The 25585-nt window shown below is 66.5% G+C and carries 26 protein-coding genes; 12 read left to right on the top strand and 14 right to left on the bottom strand.

Going from position 1 to position 25585, the window contains the following annotated elements:
- Window positions 1-51 precede the first annotated feature (51 nt).
- From C4N9_RS21080 to C4N9_RS21050, 7 genes are all read left to right on the top strand, one after another.
- Window positions 52-861 carry an IclR family transcriptional regulator gene (locus C4N9_RS21080; RefSeq protein WP_168192311.1) on the top strand — a complete coding sequence of 270 codons (810 nt, stop codon included), beginning with the start codon at window positions 52-54 and terminating at the stop codon, window positions 859-861.
- A gap of 13 nt (window positions 862-874) precedes the next feature.
- On the top strand, window positions 875-2959 hold the full coding sequence (locus C4N9_RS21075; RefSeq protein WP_109535321.1) for a 3-hydroxyacyl-CoA dehydrogenase NAD-binding domain-containing protein: 2085 nt from the start codon (window positions 875-877) through the stop codon (window positions 2957-2959).
- 24 nt (window positions 2960-2983) lie between these two features.
- Window positions 2984-4159: an acetyl-CoA C-acyltransferase gene (locus tag C4N9_RS21070; RefSeq protein WP_109535320.1), complete on the top strand. Its 1176-nt coding sequence runs from the start codon at window positions 2984-2986 to the stop codon at window positions 4157-4159.
- A gap of 11 nt (window positions 4160-4170) precedes the next feature.
- Complete coding sequence (locus C4N9_RS21065; RefSeq protein WP_109535319.1) at window positions 4171-5361, top strand: acyl-CoA dehydrogenase family protein; 1191 nt, start codon at window positions 4171-4173, stop codon at window positions 5359-5361.
- A gap of 14 nt (window positions 5362-5375) precedes the next feature.
- A complete protein-coding gene (locus C4N9_RS21060) occupies window positions 5376-6389 on the top strand; it encodes an acyl-CoA dehydrogenase family protein (protein WP_109535318.1) in 1014 nt (337 codons plus the stop codon).
- A 7-nt stretch (window positions 6390-6396) separates the two neighbouring features.
- Window positions 6397-6837 (top strand): PaaI family thioesterase, encoded by a 441-nt coding sequence (locus C4N9_RS21055; RefSeq protein ID WP_109535317.1) that lies wholly within the window; start codon window positions 6397-6399, stop codon window positions 6835-6837.
- A gap of 262 nt (window positions 6838-7099) precedes the next feature.
- Window positions 7100-8071, top strand: a complete 972-nt coding sequence (locus tag C4N9_RS21050) for a quinone oxidoreductase family protein (RefSeq protein ID WP_109535316.1) — start codon at window positions 7100-7102, stop codon at window positions 8069-8071.
- Between the two features lie 136 nt (window positions 8072-8207).
- Here the strand turns inward: C4N9_RS21050 and C4N9_RS21045 are convergent, their stop codons facing one another.
- The 4 genes from C4N9_RS21045 to C4N9_RS21030 are packed head-to-tail and all read right to left on the bottom strand — an operon-like array spanning window position 8208 to window position 11089.
- Window positions 8208-8603, bottom strand: a complete 396-nt coding sequence (locus C4N9_RS21045; protein WP_109535315.1) for a carboxymuconolactone decarboxylase family protein — start codon at window positions 8601-8603, stop codon at window positions 8208-8210.
- Window positions 8603-9439 carry a cyclase family protein gene (locus C4N9_RS21040; protein ID WP_109535314.1) on the bottom strand — a complete coding sequence of 279 codons (837 nt, stop codon included), beginning with the start codon at window positions 9437-9439 and terminating at the stop codon, window positions 8603-8605. Before C4N9_RS21040 ends, C4N9_RS21045 begins: the two co-directional genes overlap by 1 nt.
- A gap of 56 nt (window positions 9440-9495) precedes the next feature.
- Window positions 9496-10182 (bottom strand): NAD-dependent deacylase, encoded by a 687-nt coding sequence (locus C4N9_RS21035; protein ID WP_109535313.1) that lies wholly within the window; start codon window positions 10180-10182, stop codon window positions 9496-9498.
- Window position 10183: 1 nt separating this feature from the next.
- Window positions 10184-11089 (bottom strand): LysR family transcriptional regulator, encoded by a 906-nt coding sequence (locus C4N9_RS21030; protein ID WP_109535312.1) that lies wholly within the window; start codon window positions 11087-11089, stop codon window positions 10184-10186.
- 91 nt (window positions 11090-11180) lie between these two features.
- Here C4N9_RS21030 and metF point away from each other — a divergent pair, with 91 nt between their 5' ends.
- On the top strand, window positions 11181-12050 hold the full coding sequence (gene metF, locus C4N9_RS21025) for a methylenetetrahydrofolate reductase [NAD(P)H] (RefSeq protein WP_109535311.1): 870 nt from the start codon (window positions 11181-11183) through the stop codon (window positions 12048-12050).
- Between the two features lie 132 nt (window positions 12051-12182).
- Here metF and C4N9_RS21020 read toward each other — a convergent pair whose 3' ends face one another.
- The 6 genes from C4N9_RS21020 to C4N9_RS20995 all read right to left on the bottom strand — a co-directional run bounded on the left by C4N9_RS21020 (window position 12183) and on the right by C4N9_RS20995 (window position 16681).
- Window positions 12183-12455: an HPr family phosphocarrier protein gene (locus tag C4N9_RS21020; protein ID WP_109535310.1), complete on the bottom strand. Its 273-nt coding sequence runs from the start codon at window positions 12453-12455 to the stop codon at window positions 12183-12185.
- Window positions 12452-12853, bottom strand: coding sequence for a PTS sugar transporter subunit IIA (locus C4N9_RS21015; RefSeq protein ID WP_109535309.1), 402 nt, complete (start codon window positions 12851-12853; stop codon window positions 12452-12454). Before C4N9_RS21015 ends, C4N9_RS21020 begins: the two co-directional genes overlap by 4 nt.
- Before the next feature lie 4 nt (window positions 12854-12857).
- Window positions 12858-13757 (bottom strand): RNase adapter RapZ, encoded by a 900-nt coding sequence (rapZ, locus tag C4N9_RS21010; RefSeq protein ID WP_109535308.1) that lies wholly within the window; start codon window positions 13755-13757, stop codon window positions 12858-12860.
- A 3-nt stretch (window positions 13758-13760) separates the two neighbouring features.
- Complete coding sequence (locus tag C4N9_RS21005) at window positions 13761-14198, bottom strand: HPr kinase/phosphorylase (RefSeq protein ID WP_109535307.1); 438 nt, start codon at window positions 14196-14198, stop codon at window positions 13761-13763.
- Window positions 14195-15895: an ATP-binding protein gene (locus tag C4N9_RS21000; RefSeq protein ID WP_245902653.1), complete on the bottom strand. Its 1701-nt coding sequence runs from the start codon at window positions 15893-15895 to the stop codon at window positions 14195-14197. The genes C4N9_RS21005 and C4N9_RS21000 overlap by 4 nt, the downstream gene beginning before the upstream one ends.
- 84 nt (window positions 15896-15979) lie before the next feature.
- Window positions 15980-16681, bottom strand: coding sequence for a response regulator transcription factor (locus tag C4N9_RS20995; RefSeq protein WP_109535305.1), 702 nt, complete (start codon window positions 16679-16681; stop codon window positions 15980-15982).
- A 399-nt stretch (window positions 16682-17080) separates the two neighbouring features.
- Here C4N9_RS20995 and C4N9_RS20990 point away from each other — a divergent pair, with 399 nt between their 5' ends.
- Together C4N9_RS20990 and C4N9_RS20985 are read left to right on the top strand one after the other, a co-directional pair.
- Window positions 17081-18679, top strand: a complete 1599-nt coding sequence (locus tag C4N9_RS20990; RefSeq protein ID WP_109535304.1) for a phosphoenolpyruvate carboxykinase — start codon at window positions 17081-17083, stop codon at window positions 18677-18679.
- A gap of 4 nt (window positions 18680-18683) precedes the next feature.
- Window positions 18684-19238: a DUF3859 domain-containing protein gene (locus C4N9_RS20985; RefSeq protein WP_109535303.1), complete on the top strand. Its 555-nt coding sequence runs from the start codon at window positions 18684-18686 to the stop codon at window positions 19236-19238.
- On the opposite strand, the gene C4N9_RS20980 is transcribed toward C4N9_RS20985, so the two are convergent.
- A complete protein-coding gene (locus C4N9_RS20980) occupies window positions 19235-20005 on the bottom strand; it encodes a sulfite exporter TauE/SafE family protein (protein WP_245902652.1) in 771 nt (256 codons plus the stop codon). The two genes, C4N9_RS20985 and C4N9_RS20980, sit on opposite strands and share 4 nt — an antisense overlap.
- Window positions 20006-20169: 164 nt before the next feature.
- Between C4N9_RS20980 and C4N9_RS20975 the strand changes: the two genes are divergently transcribed.
- Window positions 20170-21858 (top strand): acyl-CoA dehydrogenase family protein, encoded by a 1689-nt coding sequence (locus C4N9_RS20975; protein ID WP_109535302.1) that lies wholly within the window; start codon window positions 20170-20172, stop codon window positions 21856-21858.
- Window positions 21859-22039: 181 nt separating this feature from the next.
- Here C4N9_RS20975 and C4N9_RS20970 read toward each other — a convergent pair whose 3' ends face one another.
- Window positions 22040-23272: an MFS transporter gene (locus C4N9_RS20970; RefSeq protein WP_109535301.1), complete on the bottom strand. Its 1233-nt coding sequence runs from the start codon at window positions 23270-23272 to the stop codon at window positions 22040-22042.
- Window positions 23273-23555: 283 nt separating this feature from the next.
- Window positions 23556-24431 carry a 3-hydroxybutyryl-CoA dehydrogenase gene (locus C4N9_RS20965; RefSeq protein ID WP_109535300.1) on the bottom strand — a complete coding sequence of 292 codons (876 nt, stop codon included), beginning with the start codon at window positions 24429-24431 and terminating at the stop codon, window positions 23556-23558.
- A 173-nt stretch (window positions 24432-24604) separates the two neighbouring features.
- Here C4N9_RS20965 and C4N9_RS20960 point away from each other — a divergent pair, with 173 nt between their 5' ends.
- Window positions 24605-25273 carry a DUF6473 family protein gene (locus C4N9_RS20960; RefSeq protein ID WP_109535299.1) on the top strand — a complete coding sequence of 223 codons (669 nt, stop codon included), beginning with the start codon at window positions 24605-24607 and terminating at the stop codon, window positions 25271-25273.
- Between the two features lie 102 nt (window positions 25274-25375).
- Here the strand turns inward: C4N9_RS20960 and C4N9_RS20955 are convergent.
- Window positions 25376-25585: electron transfer flavoprotein subunit alpha/FixB family protein (locus C4N9_RS20955; RefSeq protein ID WP_210404083.1), on the bottom strand; the 210-nt coding region annotated here is incomplete at its 5' end.

The raw sequence follows: 25585 nt of genomic DNA, 5'->3' as shown, positions 1-25585 counted from the left end.
CTTGGGGCTAGGCATTCTTCATACAAAATGCCATTCCAAGGGGAGAAGCGGGTGGCTGACGAGGAGATCATCCAGTCCCGTCCGGTCGGCGCGCTGGTTCACGCGCTGCGTATCCTGCGCCATCTGTCGGCGATGGGCCGGGCCGAGGGCGTGAGTGCCATTGCCCGTGCCACCGGGGTCAATCCCTCGACCTGCTTCAACATCCTGCGCACGCTCACCGCCGAGGGGCTGGTCAGCTTCGACGCCCATGACAAGACCTATCAACCGGCGATGGGGCTGGTCGAGCTGGCCGTGGGGGTGCTGGGCACCAATCCCGGCGACCTGATCCGCCCCGAGCTGGAACGGCTGGCCATCGAGTACAAGGTGCTGATCTGCCTGTGGCACATCACCGCCGAGGACCGGATCGTGCTGATCGAGCGCGCTTTCGATCCCGCCGTCACGCGCGTCGACCTGCCGCTGGGCAAAAGGCTGCCGGTCTATACCGGCGGGGTCGGACGCATTCTGGCCGCGCATCGCAAGCTGACCGAGGCCGAGCTGCGCGCGCAATTCGTGGACCTGCGCTGGCAATGCGCGCCCGAATCCGCCGACGAGTATATCGACAGCGTGCGCGACGCCGCGGCCAGCGGTTATGGTGTCGATCTGGGGCAGCTCTATATCGGGGTCGATGTGGTCGGCGCGCTGGTGGTCGATGCGCAGGGTGTTCCGCGCTACGGTATCTCCAGCATTTCGCTGTCGGGCCAGATGGATTCCGACCGGCGCCGGGCGGTGGGCGAGGATCTTGTCGAAACCTGCGCCCGCATCGGTGCCCAGATGTTCGCCCTGACCAAGGGCAAGTTCGCTAACGTCAAGAAGAAGACCTGAAAAGGAGCCCGCGATGGAAAATCCGGTCCGCTACGAAGCCCATGGCGATATCGGCGTGATCCGCGTCGACAACCCGCCGGTCAACGCCACCAGCCACGCCGTGCGCGAGGGGCTGGTGGCCTGCGCCCGCGAATTCGCCGCCTCGCCGCAGAAGGTCGCGGTCATCGTGGGCGAGGGGCGCACCTTCATTGCGGGCGCCGACATCACCGAATTCGGCAAGGCGCCGCGCGAGCCGCATCTGCCCGATGCGATCAACGTGATCGAGGCGCTGGACAAGCCCGTCGTCTGCGTGATCCACGGCACGGCGCTGGGCGGCGGGTTCGAGGTCGCGCTGGGCAGCCATTACCGGGTGATGCTGCGCGGCGCGCGGATCGGCCTACCCGAGGTCAATCTGGGCCTCCTGCCCGGTGCGGGCGGCACGCAGCGCCTGCCGCGGCTGATCGGCATCGTGCCTGCGGCCGAGATTTTCACCTCGGCCAAGATGATCTCGGCCGAGGATTGCCTCGCGCTGGGGATCGCCGACGACTTGTCGAACGACGACCCGTTCGAGGCCGGCATGGCGATGGCGCGCAAGGTTCTGGCCGAGGGGCTGCCGGTGCGCCGGGTGTCGGAAATGTCGGTGCCGCCCACCGACGAGGCGGCGCTCGAGGCGCTGAAAAAGAAGGTGGCGCGCGCCAATCGCGGCCATGTCTGCCACCTGAAAGCCATCGAGGTGGCGGTCGAGGGCACCAAGCTGCCCTTCACCGAGGGGATGAAGCTGGAACGCGCCGCGTTCTGGGAGATGATGCAGACGCCCCAGCGTGCGGCGATGATCCATGCCTTCTTTGCCGAGCGCAAGGTCGCCAGCCTGCCCGAGATCAAGGGCGTCGAGCCGCGCGATCTGTCGAAGATCGGCATCATCGGCGGCGGCACGATGGGCGGCGGTATCGCCGTGTCCTGCCTGCTGAGCGGTCTGAGCGTGACGCTGATCGAACGCGACGCGGAATCGGTCGAGAAAGCGCATAACGGCATCGCCCGGACCCTTGCCGACAGCGTGAAGCGCGGCAAGCTGGGCGCCGAGGCGCGTGACATGCTGCTGTCCGAGCGGCTGCTTGTGACCGACGGCTATGACAAGCTGTCCGATGCCGATCTGGTGATCGAAGCGGTGTTCGAATCAATGGAGGTGAAGAAAGACGTCTTCACCAAGCTCGACGCGGTGTGCAAGCCGGGCGCGGTGCTGGCGTCGAACACCTCGTATCTGGACGTGGACGAAATCGCGGCGATGACCAAGCGCCCCGAAGACGTGATCGGGCTGCATTTCTTCTCGCCCGCGCATGTGATGAAGCTGCTCGAGGTCGTGGTCGCGGCCAAGACCGCGAAGGACGTGGTCGCCACCGGCTTCGCGCTGACCAAGAAGCTGAAGAAGGTCCCGGTGCGCGCCGGCGTCTGCGACGGTTTCATCGGCAACCGGATCCTGAAGACCTATCGCACCGCCGCCGATATCATGGTGCTGGAAGGCGCCTCGCCCTTCCAGGTGGACAAGGCACTGGAAGAGTTCGGTTTCGCCATGGGCCCCTATGCCGTGGCGGATCTGGCCGGGATCGATATCGGCTACCTGACCCGCAAGCGGCTGGCGCCGACCCGCAAGCCGGGCGAGCGGTTCGGCGAATGGGGCGACGTGCTCTATGAACTGGGCCGGCTGGGCCGCAAGACCGGTCGCGGGCATTACATCTACGACGACGAGACGCCGAAAGGCCGTCCCGACCCGGAAGTCGAAGAGATCATCGCCAAGGAACGCCGCGCCAAGGGCATCACCCCGCGCGACTTCACCGATGCCGAGATCGTCGAGCGTTACATGGCCGCGATGATCAACGAAGGCGCCAAGGTGGTGGGCGAGGGGATCGCGCAGCGCCCGCTCGATGTCGATGTGACCAAGCTTTACGGCTACGGCTTCCCGCGCTTCCGGGGTGGCCCCATGCATTACGCCGACGAGATCGGGCTGGCCAAGGTGCTGGCGACGATCGAAGAGGCCGGCAAGGCGGGCGACGACATCTGGGAACCCGCGCCTTTGCTCAAGGAGCTGGTGGCCGGGGACAAGACCTTCGCCAGCCTGAACTGACACCGACATCCAAGGGAGGATACCATGGCAGAAGCTGTCATCGTCTCGACCGCGCGCACGGCCATCGGCAAGGCGTATCGCGGGGCGTTCAACCAGACGCATGGCGTGACGATGGCGGCTCATGCCGCCCGCCACGCCGTCGATCGCGCGGGCATCGACCCCGCGCTGATCGAGGATTCGATCTGGGGCTGCGCGATCCCGGAAAACGTCACCGGCGGCAACATGGCCCGTCAGGTGGTTCTGCGCGCGGGCCTGCCGGTCAGCGTGGCAGGCACCACGGTCAACCGTTTCTGCGCCTCGGGGCTGCAGGCGATTGCCATGGGCGCTCACATGATCACGCAGGAAGGCGCGCGCGCGATCCTGGTCGGCGGGGTGGAAAGCATCAGCCTGAACCAGCCCTCGCCGCGCAACACGCCCGAGCCATGGCTGCTAACGCACAAGCCCGAGATCTATCTGCCGATGATCGACACCGCCGACATCGTCGCGCAGCGCTACAATGTCAGCCGCGAGGCGCAGGACGAATACGCCCTGCGCAGCCAGCAGCGCATCGCCAAGGCGCAGGCCGATGGCCTGTTCGCCGATGAAATCGTGCCCATCGACGTGACGATGGGCGTCAAGGACAAGGCGACCGGTGAGATCAGCGAAAAGGCGGTGACGCTGACGCAGGACGAATGCAACCGTCCCGGCACCACGCTCGAAGGTCTGGCCAGTCTGGACCCGGTGCGCGGGCCGGGCAATTTCGTCACCGCCGGCAATGCCAGCCAGCTGTCGGACGGCGCCGCCTCGCTCGTGCTGATGGATGCGGGCCATGCCGAACAGCTGGGCCTTGAGCCGCTGGGCGCGTTCCGGGGCTTTGCCGTCGCGGGCTGCGAACCCGACGAGATGGGCATCGGCCCGATCCATGCCGTGCCGCGTCTTCTGGACCGCGCCGGGCTGATCGTCGACGATATCGACCTGTGGGAGCTGAACGAAGCCTTCGCCAGCCAGTGCCTGTATTGCCGCGACGAGCTGGGCATCGACCCCGAGAAATACAACGTCAACGGCGGCTCGATCGCCATCGGCCACCCCTATGGCATGTCGGGCGCGCGGATGACCGGGCACATCCTGCTCGAAGGGCGTCGGCGCGGCGCCAAATGGGGCGTCGTGACCATGTGCATCGGCGGCGGCGCGGGCGCGGCCGGCCTGTTCGAGATCTTCTGACGGAGGACCAGATGGACCTGAACTATACCCAAGACGAGGTCGCCTTCCGCGACGAGGTGCGGGCCTTCCTGAAAGACAAGCTTCCCAAGGAGCTGTCGGACAAGATCGCCGCCAACAAGATGCTGACGAAAGAGGATTACGACCTCTGGCATGCGCGGCTCAACGATCAGGGCTATCTGGCCGGGGCGTGGCCGAAGGAATTCGGCGGCGCCGAATGGACGGCGGTGCAGAAGCATATCTTCGAAGAGGAATGCGCCCGCGCCCATGCGCCGCGCATCGTGCCTTTCGGCGTGGCGATGCTGGCCCCGGTGCTGCAGGCCTTCGGCTCGAAAGAGCAGCAGGATTACTACCTGCCGCGCATCCTGTCGGGCGAAGACTGGTGGTGTCAGGGCTATTCCGAACCGGGCGCAGGCTCGGACCTGGCCTCGCTGAAAACCAAGGCCGTGCGCGAAGGCGATCATTACATCGTCAACGGCCAGAAGACATGGACCACGCTGGGCCAGTACGCCAACAAGATCTTCTGCCTCGTACGCACCTCGTCCGAGGGCAAGCCGCAGGAAGGGATCAGCTTCCTTCTGATCGACATGGACACGCCCGGCATCGAAGTGCGCCCGATCATCCTGATCGACGGCGTGCACGAGGTGAACGAGGTCTGGTTCACCGATGTGAAGGTCCCGGTCGAGAACCTCGTGGGCGAGGAAAACAAGGGCTGGACCTATGCCAAGTACCTGCTCACCCATGAACGCACCGGCATCGCCGGCGTCGGCTTCTCGCAGGAAGGGCTGCAAAGCCTCAAGCGCGTGGCGCGGCAGGAAATGCAGAACGGCCGCCCGCTGATCGAGGATCCGCTCTTCGCCGCGCGCCTCGCGCGGATCGAGATCGACCTCATGGCCATGGCCACGACCAATCTGCGCGTCGTCGCGGCGGCGGATGCAGGCAAGGCGCCCGGTGCCGAAAGCTCGATGCTGAAGGTCAAGGGCTCGATCATCCGCCAGCAGATCAACGATCTCGCGCGCCGCGCCATCGGACCCTGGGCGCAGCCCTTCGTGTCCGAACAGCTGTCGGACAACCTGTTCCACCCCGGCCCCGACTACGCGGCCAAGGCCACCAACGTGTATCTCAACAACCGCAAGATCTCGATCTATGGCGGCTCGAACGAGGTGCAGCGCGGTATCATCACCAAGGCTATTCTGGGATTGTAAGGGCGGGCAGACAGATGGATTTCAATCACACCGAAGAACGCCGGATGCTCGCCGATTCCCTGCGCCGCTCGCTTGAGCGCGGGGCGGACTGGGCGGCGCTGGCCGAACTGGGCGTGCTGGGCGCGCTGTTCACCGAAGACGAGGGCGGCTTCGGCGGCCACGGCTTCGACATCGCCGTCGTGTTCGAGGAACTGGGCCGCGCGGGCTCGGCCGAGCCGGTGCTGGAGGCCGGGCTTGCGGGTGGGCTTCTGGCCGATGCCGGGCGCGCCGATCTGGTCGAAGAGATCATCGGCGGCGGGCTGAAAGTGACGCTCGCGCATTTCGAGCCGGGCCTGCGCTACGATAGCGGTCCGATCACCACCTCGGCCAATGAAGGCCATCTGAGCGGGCGCAAGTCCTTCGTCACTCAGGCAGAAGGGTCCGACCGGCTGTTGGTCTCGGCTCTGAAGGATGGCGAGGTCGAGCTGTTCCTCGTCGATACCGCCGCCGAGGGCGTGACGCTGCACACCACACCCGCGCTGATGGGCGGCACGATCAGCGAGGTCACGCTCGACCGCGTCGCCGGCGAAGCGGTGGGCAATGCCCATACGCTGCAGCAACGCCTCGCCGCCGCCACGCTCGCGGTCTGCGCCGATGCGCTGGGCGCGATGGACGTGGCGCGCGACATGACGCTCGACTACCTGCGCACCCGCAAGCAATTCGGCGTGCCGATCGGCAAGTTCCAGGCGCTGCAGCACCGCATGGCCGATGTCGCGATCGAGATCGAAATGGCGCGCTCGGCGGTGATCAACGCGGCCGGGCATCTCGATGCCGCCGGCCCCACCCGCGACCGCCATATCAGCGCGGCCAAGAACCTGATCGGGCGCACCGCGCGGCTGGTGGCCGAAGAAGCCGTGCAGATGCATGGCGGCATCGCCATGACCGAGGAATACGCGCTGGCCCCGGTCACCCGCCGCCTGATCGCCGCCGATCACCGTTTCGGCGACGAGGACTGGCACCTTGCCCGCTTCATGCGGCTCGAGGCCTGATGCGGGGATGACCGGCGCCGATGATCCGGACCGCCCGGGCAATCACGCGACCCATGACGCGACCTATGACGCGACGGGCACGGCAAAGCTGCTGGGCCTGTCGCTGGACCTGGAGCCAGGCCAGGGGGCAAGCGTGTCGATGCCGGTCACGCCCGACCATGCCAACCGCCACGGCAACCTGCATGGCGGGCTGATCTCGACCGTGCTCGACACGGCGATGGGGGCGACGGCAAGCTACCTGAAGGGCGAGGGCGGGAAGATCCCGTTCTCGACCATCTCGCTCACCGTCAACTTCATCGCCCCCATGCCCCTGGGCGGGATCATCACCGCGACGGGCCGGGTAATGGGCGGCGGTTTCAAGACGGTCTTCGTCGAAGGCATCGCCCGGGCCGAAGACGGCACGCCGGTCGCGCAGGCCACCGGCACCTTCAAACGCGCGCCGATCTGACAGACGCGCGGGCGCGGCCGCGCTTCCCGCCCGCCCCGTCTTTGTTCCGCAAATATCCTCGGGGGTGAGGCGCGCAGCGCCGAGGGGGCAGACAGCCCCCTCTGGGCGCCGCGCGAAGCGAGGCGCCCGGTCGCGCGAGACCTGCCTGCCGCAGGCTGGCTGGCGAGAGCGGGCCGGGCGAGGGCGAAAGACCTTGCCGCCCGCGAGCCCGCGCGTCATCTTCCCCGCCAGAGACAGGAGAGGCGTGCAGGGAGGCGCAGCCATGGCAAGAACCGTCATCTTCGAGAAAACCGGCGGACCCGAGGTCCTGACCCTGGTCGACCGCCCGGTGGGCGCGCCGGGGCCGGGCGAGATCCGCATCCGGCACGAGGCCGTGGGGCTCAATTTCATCGATTGCTACCAGCGCTCGGGGCTCTACCCGATGGAACTGCCCGCCCGGCTGGGACGCGAGGCCGCCGGCGTGGTCGAGGCCGTGGGCGAAGGCGTCACGCATCTGAAACCCGGCGACCGCGCGGCCTATGCCGCCGCCGTCACCGGCGCCTATTGCGAGGAATGGGTGATGCCCGCGGCGCAGGTCTGCCCGCTGCCCGAGGGGATCTCGTTCGAAGAGGGTGCGGCGATGATGCTCAAGGGCATGACCGTCGAATACCTGTTCCACCGTACCACGCCCCTGAAGGCGGGCGATACCGTGCTGTTCCACGCCGCGGCGGGCGGTGTCGGACTGATCGCCTGCCAATGGGCGAAGAGCGAGGGGATCACGCTGATCGGCACGGCCGGGTCGGACGCCAAGTGCCAGCTTGCGCGCGCGCATGGCGCGGATCACGTGATCAACTACAACACCGAGGATTTCGCGGCCCGGGTGGACGAGATCACCGGCGGCAAGGGCGTCGATGTGGTGATGGATTCGGTCGGCGCCTCGACCTGGGAAGGCTCGCTTGCCTGTCTGAAACCGCTGGGCATGATGGTGTCCTTCGGCAGTTCCTCGGGTCCCGTCCCGGCCTTCACGCTGGCCGCGCTGGCGGGCAAGTCGCTGAAGGTCACGCGGCCCACGCTGTTCACCCATATTTCCCGCTCCGAGACCTGTCAGGAGATGGCGCGGCACCTGTTCGACAAGGTGCTGTCGGGCGCGGTGACGATCCGTATCGACCAGCGTTTCCCGCTGGAGGAGGTGCGCGCGGCGCATGAGGCGCTGGAGGCGCGGAAGACGACGGGGTCCACTGTCCTGACGGTGTGACCGGGCAAGCGCGAGGGTTGCGCGGCCCCGTCGCGTTACAAAGGGCGAGGGGGCTGCGCGCCCCCTCGCGCTCCCCGCGCCAAAGGGGGGCACGCCCCCCTTTGGAAACCCCGTGAGTATTTGCGGCACAGTGAAATCAGGACTTGAAGCGCTCGTCGGTGGGGACTTGCAGGGCGGTTGTGAGGGCGTTGGTCTGGGAGGCCATGGCGATGACCGCGAGGAGTTCGGCGTGCATCGCGGATGTCATGCCCTTGGCCTTGGCCGCGGCGGTGTGGGAGTGGATGCAATAGTCGCAGCCATTCGCCACGCTGACGGCGACATAGATCAGTTCCTTGACCAGCGGGTCGAGCGCGCCGGGCGCCATGACCTGTTGCAGCCTGTCCCAGACCTGTTGCAACTGCGCCGGATCATGGGCCAGCGCGCGCCAGAAATTGTTGACATGATCGGTCTGGCGTTTGGCGCGGATGTCGTCGAACACGGCGCGCGCTTCGGCGCTGGCCGTGTCGTCGTCGAGAAGCGGAAGCGTGGCCATCAGAACAGCGTGAAGACGCGGGCCGGGCCGCCGGTGCCGCGGCGGTGTTTGGGGGCGCCGACGATCAGGGTGGCGCCGGTCGCGGGGACCGCGTCGAGATTGGCGAGGCATTCCACGCCCCAGCGTCCCGAGGGCAGCCACGCGTAATGCGTGGCGAAATCGGGCGACATGCCGTGATCGAGCGACAGCGTATCGACGGCGATGCCCGACACGTCCGCCTCTTCCATCAGCATCTGCACCGCTTCGACATGGAAGCCCGGGAAATGCATCACCCCCTCGCCATCGGCGTTACGGAAAGACGGGTCGTCGATCTTCGGTCCCCAGCCCGAATTCATCGCCACGCAGGCGCCGGCGGGCAGGTCGCCATGCCTGTCCATCCAGGCGCGCAGATCGTCGGGGGTGACCTGGGCGTCGGCATTCTCGGCCGCCCTGGCGCGGATATCGACGACGGCGAGCGGCACGATCAGCTTGTCGACGGGGATTTCATCCACCGACATGCCGTCGGCCGAGAAATGCATCGGGCTGTCGACATGGGTGCCGGTATGTTCGTTGACGCGCAGTTCTTTCAGGTTGAAGCCGTGTTCGTCGAAATTGAAGAGCTGGTCTTCCCAGAATTGCTGTTCGCCGAAGAAGGTCGGGAAGTCAGGATGCAGCATGTGGGTCATGTCGGCCATCTGGCCGGGCGTCTGCGCCATCGCCGGGGCGGGTTTCAGCGCGGCGCCCGCGGCCGCGACGCCGGCGAGGCCCAGCGCGCCCTTGAACAGCGCGCGCCGTCCGATCTCCGATGTCCCCAGCATTCGCGCCTTGACGCTGTCCATCACGCAGGCATGGCACATGATCCGTCTCCCTGTTGTCGGTTATCGGATGAGCTTCGGCCCGTGCCGCGATTCGGTCAACCGAGCAGCGTTTCCACCCAGGCGGGCACGACCTGCGAGGCCGGGCCGAAGCGGCGTTCGTGAAAGACGCGGCTGATTTCCGAGGCTTCGAGATTCAATTCCACGCAATGCGCGCCCGCGCGGCGGGCCTCGGCGGCAAGGCCCGCGGCGGGATAGACCTGCCCCGACGTGCCGATCGCGACGAAGATCTCGCAGGCCGCGACCCGGTCGGCGATTTCGTCCATGTGATAGGGGATCTCGCCGAACCAGACGACGTCGGGCCGTGCGCGGGCGGCACCGCAGGAGGGGCAGGCGGTGGCGAGGCTCATCACGTCGGGGGCGGGCCAGCGATGGCCGCAAGCCGCGCAGAGTGCCGATCTCAGCGCGCCATGCATCTGGATCACGCTTTGCGAGCCTGCCCGCTGATGCAAATCGTCCACGTTCTGGGTGACGATCACCACCTCGCCCGGGCGCGCGGCTTCGAGCCGCGCCAGCGCCTCATGCGCGGCATTGGGCCGGGCGGCAAGGCAATTGGCGCGGCGGGCGTTGTAGAAATCCACGACAAGTTGCGGGTTGCGCGCGAAGCCTTCGGGCGTGGCGACCTCTTCGAGATCGTATCGCGTCCACAGCCCGTCCTTGTCGCGGAAGGTCCCGAGCCCGCTTTCGGCCGAGATCCCGGCGCCGGTGAGGATGACGATGCTCATCTCAGATCCTTTGCAGCTTGACGGGTTCGGTCCGCGCAAGGCGCAGGAAATGCGCCATGAAGGGCTTGACGGTGTCCTCTTCACGCGTGGCGGCATAAAGCCGCTTGGTCAGGCCGTGTTCGGTCACAGGCTTGGTGACGTAATCGGTGGAGTATTTCACCTCGCGCAGGACCCAGTCGGGCAACACGGCCACGCCGCGCCCGGCGGCGACCAGAAGCAGGATCACCGCTGTCAGCTCGATCGGGCGCACCAGCCGGGGCTCGACCCGGGCGGGGTTCAGAAGGCCCGTGAAAATGTCGAGCCGGGTGCGGTCCATCGGATAGGTGAACAGCACCTCGTCGCGGAAATCCTCGGCCTCGATATAGGGTTTTTGCGCCAGGGGATGCGAGGCGGCGGCGATGAAGCGCGGCTCGTAATCGAAGAGCGGGGTGTAGGTGATCCCCTCCATCGGGTCGGGATCCGAGGAGATCACCACGTCGATTTCCTCGCGCGCCAGCGCGGGGAGGGCGGCGAAGGCAAGGTTGGGGCGGATATCGACATCGACATCGGGCCAGGCGTGGCGGAAGCGCTCGAGCACCGGGAACAGCCAGTCGAAACAGGCATGGCATTCGATGGCGATATGCAGCCGCCCGGTCTTGCCGGCGATCAGGGCGCGGAATTCCTCTTCCAGCGCCTCGATCCGGGGCAGCACCTCCTCGGCCAGCTTGAGCATTCTGAGCCCGGCGGCCGACAGGCGCAGGGGCTTCGTGCGGCGCGCGAAAAGCTCGACGCCGCATTGTTCCTCGAGCCCCTTGAGCTGATGGCTCAGCGCCGATTGGGTGATGTTGAGGATATCGGCCGCGCGGGCGACGCCGCCGGCCTGATGGATCGCGCGGATCGTGCGCAGATGCCGGAACTCGATGTGCATTATGAGGTGAGCCTCATGGTGATGATGAAAACAATGAATTTGTCTCACATTGGGCGCGGCCCTACAACAGCCTCAACAAAGGAGCTTCACCATGGCCGCACCGCGCATTTCGTTCGAGTTCTTCCCGCCCAAGACGCTGGATGCCAGCTTCCGGCTCTGGGAGACCACGCGCATGCTGGCGCCGCTCAGGCCCGATTTCGTGTCGGTCACGTACGGCGCGGGCGGCACGACGCGGCAGCTGACGCACGAGGCGGTCACGACGATCGGGCGCGAATTCGGGCTGAACGTCGCTGCGCATCTGACCTGCGTGGACGCTTCGCGCGCGGAAACGCTGGCGATTGCCGACAGCTATGCCCGTGCCGGGGTGCGCGAGATCGTGGCGCTGCGGGGCGATCCGCCGAAAGGGCAGGGCCGGTTCAGCGCCCGCGCCGACGGGTTCGCGCATTCGCTCGAGCTGATCTCGGCGCTGAAGGAGAATGGGCAGTTCACCCTGCGCGTCGGCGCCTATCCCGAGCGTCACCCCGAGGCGGGCGACGACGATGCCGATATCGCCTGGCTGAAGCGCAAGTTCGAGGCCGGGGCGGACAGCGCCATCACGCAGTTCTTCTTCGAGGCCGAGACCTTCCTGCGGTTTCGTGACAAGGCCGAGAAGGCGGGGATCGACGCGGCGAAGATCCTGCCCGGGATCATCCCGATCGAGAACTGGGAGGGCATCCGCCGCTTCGCGCAGGCCACCGGCGCGGCGGTGCCCGCCTGGATGGACGAGGCTTTCACGAAGGCCGCGCGCGACGGGCACGAGCAGCTTCTGGCCACCGCGATCTGCACCGAATTGTGCGACGCGCTGATGGAAGAGGGCGTGCCGGCGCTGCATTTCTACACGCTCAACCGCGCGCATATGACCCGCGATGTCTGCTACGCGCTGGGCGTGACGCCGCAGGTGGCGCTGCAGAAGGTGGCGTGAACACGGATGGGGAAGGGGGAAGGGGGGCTGTCTGCCCCCCTCTTGGCCTGCGGCCAATTCACCCCCCGAGGATATTTCCGGAACAAAGATGCGCCCCGTTCAGGGTGCCGGCAGGGCCATAGGGCGCGGCGGTCAGAACGGCTCGCCGAACTTGTTGGCGACGAGGGCGGTGAGCGCGTCGAGCAGCGGCTCGGCCTCGGTCCCTTCGGTGCAGACCCGGATCTCGGTCCCGCGCGAGGCGGCGAGCATCAACAGGCCCATGATCGAATCGCCCGACACGCTCATGCCGTCCTTTTCGACCTCGGCCCGGGCGTCATGCGCTTCGACGACCTCGACGAATTTCGCCGAGGCGCGGGCATGCAGGCCCTTTTCGTTGACGATCTTCAGAACCTTCTCGGCGCTCAAACCCCGATCCCCCCGCTCATTTCGTACGAGTTGATATAGCGCCGCCCGGCATCGAGCGCGAGGCTTGCGGCTTCGGGGACCGGCAGGCTGCGGGATTTCGCCAGCTTGATCAGCATCGGCAGGTTGGCACCGTAGAGGATGCGGCGATCGGGGGTGCAGCAGGCCGGCATCGACAGGTTCGAGGGCGAGCCGCCGAACATGTCCGTGACCACGACCACGCCGCCGCCGGAATCGACCTCGTCCGCCGCCGCGCAGATTTCCGCCTGCTTGGCGGCGCGGTCATGCTCGTATTCTATCGCGATCGCCCGGATCCCGACCTGTTTTCCCACGACATGCTCGACGGCGCGAAGATATTCGCGTGCCAGTCCGCCATGCGCGACGATCACGATTCCGATCACGCCCTTACCCTTGCTTCTCCGACGCGGCCATCAGTTTGCGCCGTTCCAGCTCCCTATGTCTCTTTGACACCCGCCACCCCTGATCTGCAAGCACCCGGGCCATTTTTTCTGCCAGTGCGACGCTGCGATGCTTTCCGCCCGAACAGCCGAAGGCGATGGTGAGCGAGGCTTTGCCTTCGTCCACATAGGCTTCGAGCAGCGAGGCGATGAGGTCGTGCACGCGGGTGAAGAAATCCGCAAATCGCGGGTCGGCTTCGATATGCGCCGCGACCTGGGGGTTGCGGCCGTCATGCTCGCGCAGTTCCGGGACCCAGTGCGGATTGGTCAGGAAGCGGACATCGAACACCATGTCCACCCCGCGCGGCAGGCCGCGTTTGTACGAAAAGCTCTGGATCGACAGCGCCATGGGGCGTCCGTCGCGGGGCGCGAACCAGCGCGAGATCTCGGCGCGCAGATGATGCGGCGTCAGGCCCGTGGTCTCGATCAGCACATCGGCGCGGGCGCGGACGGGTTCGAGCAGGGCCAGTTCGTATTCGATGCCGATGAGCGGCGCATCGTCGGGGCTGAGCGGATGGCGGCGGCGGGTTTCCGAATAGCGCCGGACCAGGGTGTCGGTGTCGCAGTCGAGATACAGAAGCTCGACCGCCGCGTTGGGCAACCGGTGCAGCCGGTCGACGAGTTCGATCAGCGATTCGGACGAGAAGTCGCGGTTGCGCACATCGACGCCCAGGGCCAGCGGCCGTGGCAGGGGAGGGCCGTCCAGAAGGCGCGGGATCAGCGACATCGGCAGGTTGTCGATCGCTTCGAAGCCCAGATCCTCGAGCGCGTTGATGGCCGAGGACCGCCCGGCGCCCGAGGGGCCGGTGACCATCACCACGCGGATCGGATTGGCAGTGTCCTGCATATTTCAGTCCGGAACTCTCATTGCATGGAGATAATGACGCAATCCCGCAGCGAAAGACGAGTCCGCCTGTCCGGGCAGACACGGTATCGTGACGCCGCCCAGGGGGCGCGGGACCGGATCGGGCAGGCGCGCAGGCGGTGCGGCAAGGTCGATGGCCAGCACGATCCGCGCCAGCCTCAGGGGCACAAGCCGCAAAAGCCCCAGTCCGCGCGCTTCGATCAGCCCTTCGGTCGGGCGAGGGGCGCGGGCGAAAAGCGTGTTTCCCTCGCGGCTCAGGAGGACCTGGTCGTCGGCCACGAGCCGCGCGCCCTGTCCGATCAGCGCCAGCGCGAGCCGGGACTTTCCCGCGCCCGAGGGGCCGAGGATCAGCACGCCACGCGCCGGGCCGAAGGCAACGCAGCTGGCATGAAGATTGGGCGGATGCGGGGCGCCGTCGCTCACAGCGGCAGGCCGACGACGAACCGCGCGCCAAGGGGCGGCGAGTTCTTGTCGGCATTGGTGGGGCGGATATTCTCGGCCCAGATGACGCCGCCATGGGCTTCGATGATCTGCTTCGAGATGGCCAGACCCAGCCCCGAATGGTTGCCGAAATCCTGCGGGCGTTCGGAATAGAAGCGCTTGAACACCTTGGTCAGCGCGGCTTCGGGGATGCCGGGCCCGGTATCCTCGACCACGACCAGCACGCGGTTCTCGCGCTTGCGGGCCCAGATGCGAACCGCGTCGCCTTGGTTGCAGAAGCTGATCGCGTTGGTGATTAGGTTGACGAAGACCTGGGCCAGCCGCGCTTCGAGCCCCTGGATCATGATCGCGTCGCGCGGAAGCTCCGAGATGAATTCGACGCCTTTCGCCTCGGCCTCCTGCGCCAGATGCTGGGACAGGTTGTCGAGCGTCTTGCACAGATTGAAGGTTTCTTCCTCTTCCTTGACCAGTTCGGAATCCAGCCGCGAGGCGTTCGACGTGTCCGAGATCAGCCGGTCGAGGCGCCGCACGTCATGCTCGATGACGTCCAGAAGCCGCGTCACCTGGTCTTCGCGCTTGGCTACGCGCAGGGTGCCGACGGCCGAGCGCAGCGAAGCGAGGGGGTTCTTGATCTCGTGCGAGACATCGGCGGCGAATTGTTCGTTCGCGTCGATCCGGTCATACAGCGCGCTGACCATGCCGCGCATGGCCGAGGACAGGCGCCCGATCTCGTCGGGGCGGCCCGTCAGGTCGGGGATACGCACGCGGCCCGGCGACATCCGGCGGGCGTTCTTGTCGCGGCCGAGTTCGGCGGCGGTGGCCAGATCCGCCAGCGGGTTGGCGATGGTCGAGGCCAGCACCAGCGACAGGCCCACCGACACCAGAAGGGCCACGATGAACATCTGCAGCACCTGCTCGCGCTCGGCGCGCAGCATGCGTTCGATATCGGTGGGGATCTGCTGCATCACCACCGCGCCCAGCACGCTGTCGCCGTCGATCACCGGGGCGGCGGCGAGCATGCGGAAGCCGTCATCGAGCCGCAGGATCCGGCTGGCCGAGCGGCCCTGCATCGCGGCGGCGTGCAGGTCGGACAGAAGCGCGCTGGCTTCGGGTTGCGGCGAGCGGTTGCCGGGGACGATGGCCGCCAGCCCGGACCACACCGCGTCGAGAAAGTCCGAGATCAGGGTCGGGCTGCGGTCCAGCGGCATCTGGTCCAGCGGCACCACGCCCGGACGCCCGGTGCCGCGGCGCGCGGTTTCGACCCGGCCCTCGGCATCGAGCAGCAAGGCCTCGGTTTCGGTGTCGAGATGCAGCGCGGCGATGGCGGCGACGCGCGCGTCGCGCATGGGATCGCTGGCATAGGGCTGGCCGTCGCCCACAAGGCCGGGCAGCGCGACCATCAGATCGGCCAGCGTTTCCGCCTGCGAGACCAGCGCCTGTTCGCGTTGCTGTGCCAGCGAGTCGCGGAACGGGTTGGTGACCAGCACGCCCGCGACCAGCAGGACCAGCGCCAGCATGTTGAACAGGATGATCTTGCGCGCCAGTGGCGAGTGGAAAATCGAGAACAGGCCGCGGCGCGCACGGTCGATGCGCACCTCGGTATCGACCGCGCTTTGCGGCCGGACCCAATCGTCGCCAAGGACGACGTCGCTTCCCGGCGCCCCGGACTGCGTGCTCACCTGTGCCCTCACCGCCTTGTAACTCTGGCCTGCTTTATACGGACCCGATCGCCCGGCGACCCGGATCGGGCCGCCAACCTGCGATCAGGCTTCGTTGTATTTGTAGCCGATACCGTACAGAGTTTCGATGGACGAGAAGTCTTCGTCAACGCTGCGCATTTTCTTGCGCAGGCGCTTGATGTGGCTGTCGATCGTACGGTCGTCGACATAGACCTGATCGTCATAGGCCACGTCCATCAGCTGGTCGCGCGATTTCACGAAACCGGGACGCTGCGCCAGCGCCTGCAGGAGCAGGAACTCGGTCACGGTCAGCGTGACTTCCTTGCCCTTCCACGTCACCGCGTGACGCAGCGGGTCCATGGTCAGCGAGCCGCGCACCATGACCTTGGTTTCCTCGGTCGTGCCGACCTCGTCGGTATCCATCGCCTGCTGGCGGCGCAGCAGCGAGCGGATACGCTCGATCAGCAGGCGCTGCGAGAAGGGTTTCTTGACGTAATCGTCGGCGCCCATGCGCAGGCCCAGAACCTCGTCGATCTCGTCATCCTTCGAGGTCAGAAAGATCACCGGCATCTGCGTTTTCTGGCGCAGGCGCTGCAGCAGCTCCATGCCATCCATGCGCGGCATCTTGATGTCGAGCACCGCCATGTCGGGCAATTTGCGGTTGAACGCGTCCAGCGCGGACTGACCGTCGTTATAGGTTTCGACCTCGAAGCCCTCGGCTTCGAGCGAAATGGAGACAGACGTCAGAATGTTCCTGTCGTCGTCAACAAGTGCGATCTTAGACATGTGCCTGTCCTTGTGAGCTGCTCATTGGTCTTATTTTACACACATTTTGCGGTTTTCGCGGTGGAGAATCAACTGTTCAGTGAACAAAGCAAGGGCGAGTGAGTCCAAAATACCGCGGTCGGTGTGAAGTTTTGACTGACGCGCGGTAAAAAGCTGCGCTTGCCGCTTCCGTCTTGCGGACACCAAATGGCGCGCAAACCGACGCTTCTGCGACAGTTTGCGATAACAGCGCCATGTTGGCGCTAAAGGGGTAAATGTGTCCTGTTCCTTCCCGAAATCGCCATGATATAGGCCAAGTGTCGGTTGAGGAGACCGGTCGACGGACCACCCGAAGGCAGGGGGCTGGCCCGGATATTTTCCCATTCGAGGCCCGGGCGCCTCGGCGAAGGAGCGAGCGACATGACCACAGGACACGTTAACCCGAATTTCAAGCTCGAGGATCAGGGTATCACCGGGCTGGGCTCCGTGGCCTATAACCTGATCGAACCGGCGCTCGTGGATGTCGCGATCAAGCGCGGCGAGGGGACATTGGGCAAGGGCGGCGCGTTCCTCGTGTCCACCGGCCAGTTCACCGGCCGCTCGCCCAAGGACAAATTCGTTGTCCGCACCCCGTCGGTGGAAGACACGATCTGGTGGGACAACAACCAGCCGATGGCGCCCGACGCGTTCGACCGCCTGTATGACGACATGCTCGCCCATATGCAGGGCAAGGATTACTTCGTTCAGGACCTGTTCGGCGGCGCCGACCCCGAGCACCGGCTCGATGTCCGCGTGGTCTCGGAACTCGCCTGGCACAACCTGTTCATCCGCCACATGCTGCGCCGCCCGGCCCGCGAAGAGCTGGACAGCTTCACCGCCGAATGGACAATTATCAACTGCCCCTCGTTCAAGGCCGATCCCGCGCGTCACGGCTGCCGCACCGAAACCGTCATCGCGCTGAACTTCGACCGCAAGATGATCCTGATCGGCAACACCGAATATGCCGGCGAGAACAAGAAGGGCGTGTTCACGCTGCTCAACTACATCCTGCCCGGCAAGGGCGTGATGGCGATGCATTGCTCGGCCAACCACGCGATCGGCAATCCCGATGATGCGGCGGTGTTCTTCGGCCTGTCGGGCACCGGCAAGACGACGCTGTCGGCCGATCCCTCGCGCACGCTGATCGGCGACGACGAACACGGCTGGTCGGATAACGGCATCTTCAACTTCGAAGGCGGCTGCTACGCGAAGACCATCAACCTGTCGGCCGAGGCCGAGCCGGAAATCTACGCGACCACGTCGAAATTCGGCACCGTGGTCGAGAACATGGTTTTCGACCCCGAGACGCTGGAGCTGGATTTCGAGGACAGCTCGCTGACCGAGAACATGCGCTGCGCCTATCCGCTCGACTTCATCTCGAACGCGTCGGAAACCGGCCTGGGCGGCACGCCCAAGCATGTCATCCTGCTGACCTGCGACGCCTATGGCGTCCTGCCGCCGATTGCCCGGCTGACGCCCGCGCAGGCGATGTATCACTTCCTGTCGGGCTTCACCTCGAAGACGCCGGGCACCGAGCGTGGCGTGACCGAGCCGCTGCCGACCTTCTCGACCTGCTTCGGCGCGCCCTTCATGCCGCGCCGCCCCGAAGTCTACGGCAAGCTGCTGCAGGAAAAGATCGCCGCGTCGGGCGCCGAATGCTGGCTGGTCAATACCGGCTGGACCGGCGGCGCCTTCGGCACCGGCAAGCGGATGCCGATCAAGGCCACCCGCGCACTGCTGACCGATGCGCTGAACGGCTCGCTGTCGAAGACCGAGTTCCGCAAGGATCCGAATTTCGGTTTCGAAGTGCCGGTCGCCTGTGCCGGCGTCGATCCGAAGCTGCTGGATCCGCGGTCGACCTGGGCCGATCCGGCCGCCTATGACGCGCAGGCGGCGAAGCTGGTGAACATGTTCTCCGAGAACTTCGCGCAATACGTCCCCTATATCGACGACGACGTGAAAGCCGCCGCGATCGGCTGAGCGGATGACCCGTCTGGCACATATCCTGGCAGGCCCCGTCCTTGTGGCGGGGCTTTGCCTGTCCGGAGCCTCGGCCGCGCAGCCGCTGGGCGCGGTCTCGCCGCGCGTCTCCGAACTGGAACTGGGTCTGTTCTGCGCCCCGCCCGAAGGCGGTCGCCGGCCCGCGCCCGACACGATGTCGGGTTGGGTGCATGTCCCCGACGAGCCGGTCGAGATGGTGGCGCGTGGCACCGTCGCGCCCGCTGTACTGGGCATGGGGTTCGGCGTTCGTTTCCGGCTTGCCGACGATGCCGTCGCCGAGACGCGCTACACCGTCACCCATCCCCCAATGCTGCCCACCGGCATCACCGAACAGCACTGGTCGGGCAGCATCGCGCCGGGCCTGACCGACACGGTCTTCTTTCAGTTCGACATCCCCGAGGAATTGCAGACCGGCGACTGGACCTTCAGCGTGGAGGTGGACGGCGAAGTCCTGTTCACCACGATGTTCACGGTGGTCCCGCCCGCGGATCTGCCCGGCGCCGCGCATCTCTGCGCCGCGCCCTCGCTTCTGTCCTAGCCCATCAGGCCCCGGCGCAGCAGGTTCACCGCCGACAGCGACAGCAGGATCAGCGTCCAGCGCTTGAAACGCACGGGGTCCATCGCGTCATGCGCGCGGTATCCCAGCCCCATGCCGATCCCTGCGGGAATGAGCATCAAGGCCGACAGCACCGCCGTCTGCGCGTTCAGCACGCCGGTGCGCAGATGCGACAGGGTCAGCACCACCGCGCCCATGGTGAAGATCACGCTCATCACGCGCACCATCTCGGTCTTCTCGACCTTGGCCGCCATCAGGTAGACGATCGACGGCGGCCCCCAGATCCCCGAAATGCCGCCGTAAAGCCCGCCGATCAGCCCCGCGCCGAACTCGACAGGCGCGCGCATTCCGGGGGGAATGTCGGGCGTCCAGCCGCTCAGTTGCAGCCCCGCGAAGAACAGGACGGCAATGCCCAGCAGCAGGAACATCACCTGTTGCGGCAGCACCACCACGAAGGGCGCGGTGATCAGGATGCCGACAATGGTGGCCGTGATGATGCGCCAGAACTTGCGCCCCGAGGCCAGCGCGGGCGCGAAGCCATGGCGCACCGATTGATGCGCGTTCGTCACCAACACCGGCAGAAGAAGCGCCGCCAGCGCGGTCTGCGCCGGCATGAACGAGGGCAGCACCGCGATCATGATCAGCGGCATGGCAAAGCCGATCGCGCCCTTGACGAAACCCGCCCCCAACGTCACCGCGCAGGCCAGCAGAAAGGCCCAGAGCGGCAGACCTGCGATCATCATGTCCATGGAATGTCCTCGATCTTGCCGGGCGCTTGTAACCCGCACGGCGGGCGCCCGCACGGGGAATTCCGTTGCGACATTTTCATGCTTGAATTGACCCATCAGTGAATTAATGTTGCGCTGCGATTGCGAAGGCGTTAGTGCTGCACCAGCAAATACAGGAGTCCTCCATGCCCCATGACGGACAGGATATGCCCGCCCCCGCAGCCCTTCTGGCCGATCTTCAGAGCCTCGTCGCCGCCGCGCTGCCGCCGCTCGAGGCGCTGTTGGGGCGTGCCACCGAAAGCGTCCGCGCCCGCGTCGGCGCAGAGGGCAAGGTCGGGGCCGCCCTGCTGGAGCGCGAGCAACGCGCGGTCCACGGGCTGGCATGGCTTGCCACCTATGTGGAATCGGTGCGCCAGATGCAGGCCTGGGCCGGGCGGCTGACCGATACCGGCGGCTTCGGCGAGATCGAGGCGCTGATCCTGCAGATCGGCGTGGGCGAGTACCTGTGGCAGGTTCAGGGCGGCATCCCGATGAACCAGGGCGAGATCCTGAAGCTGACCGATATGGGCCTGCCCCTGTCCGAGATCGCCGCCTTCATGGCCGATCCGGCGATCGAAACGCTGGCGGTCCAGGGCAATTCCCCCGCCGCGCGCGCCCGTCTTGTCGCGCTCATGCGCGAGAATCACGGGCGTTCGACCTTCGGCGCGACCGGGCTCGACGAAGAGCTGGAAATGATCCGCGACCAGTTCCGCCGCTTCTCGGACGACAAGGTCGCGCCCTTCGCGCATGACTGGCACCTGAAGGATGATTTCATCCCGATGGAGATCATCCACGAACTGGCCGAGATGGGTGTCTTCGGCCTGACCATCCCTGAAGAGTTCGGCGGCTTCGGCCTGTCCAAGGCGTCGATGGTCGTGGTGTCCGAGGAACTGTCGCGCGGCTATATCGGCGTGGGCTCGCTGGGCACGCGCTCGGAAATCGCCGCCGAGCTGATCCTTGCGGGCGGCACCGAGGCGCAGAAACAAAGCTGGCTGCCGCGTCTGGCCTCGGCCGAGATCCTGCCGACGGCGGTGTTCACCGAACCCAATACCGGCTCGGACCTGGGATCCTTGCGCACCCGCGCGGTGAAGAACGCGGACGGCGATTACGAGGTCACCGGCAACAAGACCTGGATCACCCATGCCGCGCGCACCCATGTGATGACGCTGCTCGCGCGCACCGATCCGGATACCAGCGATTATCGCGGCCTGTCGATGTTTCTTGCCGAAAAGACGCCCGGCGACGACACCGATCCCTTCCCGACGCCCGGCATGAGCGGCGGCGAGATCGACGTGCTGGGCTATCGCGGCATGAAGGAATACGAGCTGGGCTTCGACGGCTTCAAGGTGAAGGCCGAGAACCTTCTGGGCGGTGAAGAGGGCAAGGGCTTCAAACAGCTCATGCAGACCTTTGAATCCGCCCGCATCCAGACCGCGGCCCGCGCCATCGGCGTGGCGCAGAACGCGCTGGAAGTGGGGATGCAATATGCCGAGGACCGCAAGCAGTTCGGCAAGCCGCTGATCGCCTTCCCGCGCGTGGCCGACAAGCTGGCGATGATGGCGGTCGAGATCATGATCGCGCGCCAGCTCACCTATTTCTCGGCCTGGCAGAAAGACCACGACAAGCGCTGCGATCTCGAGGCGGGGATGGCCAAGCTGCTGGGCGCCCGCGTCGCCTGGGCGGCGGCGGATAACGCGCTGCAGATCCATGGCGGCAACGGTTTCGCGCTGGAATACCAGATCAGCCGCATCCTGTGCGACGCGCGCATCCTCAACATCTTCGAAGGCGCCGGCGAGATCCAGGCGCAGGTGATCGCCCGGCGCTTGCTGGGCTGAAGACGGGGCACGGGGCAAGAGGTACGGGGTCCGGGGCGCGGGCGTGCCTGCGGGCCGCGTTCGGCTCGGGCTCGTGGCACGCGGGGCAGGCCGGCGACAAAGCCGCCGCGCATCTTTGTTCCGCAAATATCCCGGGGGTCCGGGGGCAGCGCCCCCGGCTTCGTCGGTCTCGCGCCGGCAGTCAGGCCGGGCGCCGCAGCCTTGCCGCGGGGGCCACGCCCAGCATCGGATGCAGCCGCCCCGCCAGCATGTACATGGCGCCCAGCCCCAGCCCCACGGCGGCAAAGATCCCCTGGATCGGGGCGACCATCAGGATCACGGCGCCCAGCCCCGGCGTCAGGATCCCCGACACGTCGCGAAAGCTCGAATAGACCGCCGCCATCTCGGTCCGCTCCGAGGGTTTCACCGCCATCAGGAAGGGCAGCCCGCCCGAAATGTCGAGCAGGATCAGGAAGCCCGAAGCGGCGAACAGGCAGGCCACCGCAAGCAAGGGCAGCGGCGAGAGCGCGGCCAGCAGAAAGCCCGCCGAGGCACAGAGAAAGCCCGTGCGCACCGCCACACGGACCGAACTGCGCTGCACCCAGCGCAGCATCAGCGGTGAGAGGAAAAGCATCGCGTTGGTGACCGAAACGAGCGCGCCGCCCAGCCCTTCCCACATCCCGTTCTCGATCGCATAGATCGGCAGGTAGACGATATAGCCCCACCAGCCGCAGGACCGGATCACCGCAAAGAGCCAGCCTGCGATCAGTCGCTTCTGCGCAAAGAACCGGCCCAGAAAGGCCAGCGGATTGGGCGCGGGGCCGCGCGCGCGGGCAATGAGCCGGCCATTGCCCAGCCGCAGCGCCCAGAAGGCGGCGATGAGCACCACGCCGAACACGATCGCCAGGAGGAAGGGCAGCGGTGCCCAGATCTTCATCAGCGCCACCCCGGTGACCGGCCCCGCCGACCAGGACAGCGCGGAATAGAACATGCGCAGCGTCTCGGTCCGGCCCAGATCGTTCTTGGCGACGTAATCCAGCACATAGGCGTTGAGACAGATGAAACAGGTCACCGTGGCCAGGGTGCAGGTCATCAGCGCCACCACCACCCACATGCCCCCGGCGGCCCCCGCCACTCCGCCCACGACGTAGAGCGCGGCGCCCGAGGTATAGAGCCAGCGGCGCGGGATGCGCCGGTTGATCCAGGGCAGCAGCAGCCCCACCGCCAGCGAGACAAGGCCGATGACGAAATAGACTTGCGACACCCGCCCGGCATCGCCCAGCGCGTCATACATGGCCAGCGGGAAGACCGACAGCAGGATTCCGCGGATCATCGCCTCGAGCCCCGAAAGCGTCGCGAAGGCGCGCGCTCCGGGCTTGCGCGCGGCGGCGGCGGGCGGGTGGCGCAGCCACTCGGGAATGGAACGCTCGAACATGGCCGGATCCTCCGGCCCCGACCTGACGCCCTTTGCCCGCCGCTGTCGCCTTCAGGGGCGACAACCGGGTGTCGCAATCCCGCCGTGGCGCTGTCGGCGATGGGGCAGGGGGGCTGTCTGCCCCCCTCTTTGGCGACGCCAAATTCACCCCCCGAGGATATTTGAGGAACAAAGATTGCCGCTTGCCGATGCAAGGCCGGCGTTTCCCTGGCCCGAAAGACGCTTCGGCGCCTGACGACAGCAGGCGCACCCTCCGGTCATGCCCGGAAAACGCGCCGCGCCGTCAGCGGGTCGGGACCGGCGTGTCGCCGCGGTAATCGTAGAAACCGCGCTGGGTCTTGCGGCCCAGCCACCCGGCCTCGACATATTTCGTCAGAAGCGGGCAGGGGCGGTACTTGGTATCGGCCAGCCCGTCGTAAAGCACGTTCATGATGGCAAGGCAGGTATCCAGCCCGATGAAGTCGGCCAGTTCCAGCGGCCCCATCGGGTGGTTCGCGCCCAGTTTCAGCGCCATGTCGATCGACTGCACGTTGCCCACGCCTTCATAGAGCGTGTAGACCGCCTCGTTGATCATCGGGATCAGGATGCGGTTGACGATGAAGGCCGGGAAATCCTCGGCCGAGGCGGCGGTCTTGCCCAGTTTCTCGACCACCTGATGCAGCGCCTTGTAGGTCGGCTCGTCGGTGGCGATGCCGCGGATGAGCTCCACGAGCTGCATCACCGGCACCGGGTTCATGAAGTGGAACCCCATGAATTTCTCGGGCCGGTCGGTGCGCGAGGCAAGCCGCGTGATCGAGATGGACGAGGTGTTCGAGGTCAGGATCGTTTCGGGCTTCAGATGCGGCAGCAGGTCTTCGAAGATCGCCTGCTTGACCATCTCGCGCTCGGTCGCGGCTTCGATGATCAGGTCGCTGGGGCCCAGTTCGGCCAGCTTGGTCGTGGTCCGGATCCGCGCCAGCGAGGCCGCCTTGTACTCGGCGGTGATCTTCTCGCGCTGGACCTGGCGCTCCATGTTCTTGTCGATCAGCGACAGGGCGCGGTTGAGCGCATCTTCGGAGATATCATTGAGCAGCACGTCGTAGCCCGACAGGGCGAAGACATGGGCGATGCCGTTGCCCATCTGGCCCGCTCCGACGATGCCGACGCTTTGAATGCTCATATCTGTCCCCGTTCTGGTCGCGCGTTGGTTCGGCGCGACCATAGGCCCGCGCAGGAGCCGGGCGCAAGCCTTACTCACAAGCCTTACTCAGGGGGCGCGCCAGGCGCGGGTAAGGGGATTGTAAGAATTTGCCGCGACAATCCGCATTGGGTGACGGAAAGTGTAGGGGTATCATGCAACAATTCTTGCAGGAATGCGGCGGCGCCGGTTACGGCGCGGCGCCGGTGGCGGGTGTCATGGGGCCCGCGGCAGAGCGGCATCGCGCGCTCTGCCTGATCGGCGCGGGGGCGGGCGGCGGCGGGACGGCGCGGCTGACGCCGCGTCTGGCCGAACGGGTGCTGGACCGCCTTTCGCGGCCCGCGGCGCAGATCGAGGGGGTGGATCTGCATCTGGGCGATCCGGGCCTGACGGCGCGCGCGCGCGATGCCGGCGCCTTCGTGCTGCTCTTGCCGCCGCCGGGCAACCTGACCAACGCTTTCTACCGCGTGCATCCGCGTCGCAACGACCGGTTCATCGCCGCGCGGGCGCCGCTCAGGGCGCTGTTCCCGGAGGTGGATTTCGCGCCGGTGGCCTTTACCGGCCATGCGCTGGCCACCTTGTCGGCGACCTGCCCCGACCGTTTCGCGCTGGTCCGCGCCGAGCTTGAGCGGGTGTGGCGCCTGCGCCTGCTTCTGCTGCTGGAGCGGTTGCCGTCGCGCGGGGTTCTGCTCGATCCGCCAGCCGCGAGGGGATTGATGCCGCCCCGGCTGCCCGAGATGCGCGCCTTGCCCCGCGTGGCTCTGGGTGACCGGCAGGGGGCGGTGCAGATGATCTGCGCGGCGCTCAGGGGGCGCCCGGTCTGAGCCGGCATCCGGTCGGATCGGGGCGGGTCGGGGCGGGTCGGTCCCGGAACGCAAAACGGCCCGCCTTGGGCGGGCCGTTCGGAATGTTGTCGAGCGGTTGCTTCAGAGTTTCTCGGTGAGTTCGGGGACCAGGTCGAAGAGGTCGCCGACGAGGCCGTAATCGGCGACCTGGAAGATCGGCGCTTCCTCGTCCTTGTTGATCGCCACGATCACCTTCGAATCCTTCATCCCCGCAAGGTGCTGGATCGCGCCCGAGATGCCCACCGCCACGTAGAGGTCCGGCGCCACGACCTTGCCGGTCTGGCCCACCTG

Source organism: Pararhodobacter marinus (assembly GCF_003122215.1).
Taxonomy (GTDB): Bacteria; Pseudomonadota; Alphaproteobacteria; order Rhodobacterales; family Rhodobacteraceae; genus Pararhodobacter; species Pararhodobacter marinus.
Note: the sequence above shows the minus strand (reverse complement) of the source record. Positions and strands in the feature narration are given on the sequence as shown.